The 1,098-nt window shown below is 52.9% G+C and carries 1 pseudogene; it reads left to right on the forward strand.

Annotated features, from left to right (window positions below):
• A pseudogene (locus Q8M88_RS09610) lies at window positions 1-949 on the forward strand (IS5 family transposase); the annotation flags it as partial.
• Window positions 950-1,098: the final 149 nt, after the last annotated feature.

Consider the following 1,098-nt stretch of genomic DNA (forward strand, 5'->3'; position numbering starts at 1 on the left):
CAACTTGAAGAGCGTGTTCCAAGGAGGCATCCGCTGCGAGCGATTCGCAAGATGGTGGATGTTTCCCTTGTTGGGATGGACGAGCTATTTTCAGAGATGTACTCGGATACAGGGCGCCCCTCAATTGCACCGGAACGACTGCTTCGCGCGCAGACGCTACAAATATTGTACACGGCACGTTCGGAACGACAGTTGCTGGAGCAGATCGACTTTAACCTGCTGTTTCGCTCTGGTTTGTTGGTTTGAAATTGGACGAGGCGGTATGGGATTGCGACCGTGTTTTGTCATAACCGTGACCGGCTGCTGACGCATGAAGTTGCCGAAACATTTTTCGAGCAGATCAAGGTGCAGGCCAGCGCAGGCGAGCTGTTGTCGAAAGAACACTTTACGGCTGATAGCACGTTGCTGGACGCGGCGGCATCAATCAAGAGTTTCATGCGCAAGGGTGCGGAGTCCGGCGAAGGCGCGAAGTCCGACGAGCAAAAGCCTGGAGATCAGGGACGAAACAAGGAAGTAAACTTTCACGGCGAGCAGTACGGAGAATCGCAACGGTCTGATCGTACAGGCCAGCGTAAGTCAGGCAACGGGAACGGCGGAGCGGGAAGTGGCTTTAGTGATGCTGGATGCGGAGCAAAGCGCCGGCAGACGCACCTTGGGTGCCGACAAGAACTACGACACCCAAGCCTTTGTGGCGGACTGTCGCAAACGCAAAGTAACGCCGCATATGGCACAGAAAAAACATACAGCGATTGATGGGCGTACCACCCGCCATGCGGGTTACGAGATTAGCATCAGGAAGCGCAAGCAAATCGAAGAGTGTTTCGGCTGGATGAAAGACATCGGTTTGATGCGTAAATTGAAGCATCGCGGACAATCGTTGGTGAACCAGCTATTTCTGTTTACGGCCGCGGCGTACAACCTGGTCAGGATGAGGCGATTATTGGCGTAACACGCCATCAATCCGCCCAAAAGGCAGAAAAACGGGAAATCCCCGGAAAAACACGCTTCTACGGGAGCTATAAATTTAGAATCAACCGAAAAGTCTCTTAGGGGGCGGGTAAGGGAAAATATATGAGCCTTTTTCAGCAGCCTGTTAGA

It is taken from the genome of Phenylobacterium sp. (assembly GCF_030693805.1).
GTDB lineage: Bacteria > Pseudomonadota > Alphaproteobacteria > Caulobacterales > Caulobacteraceae > Phenylobacterium.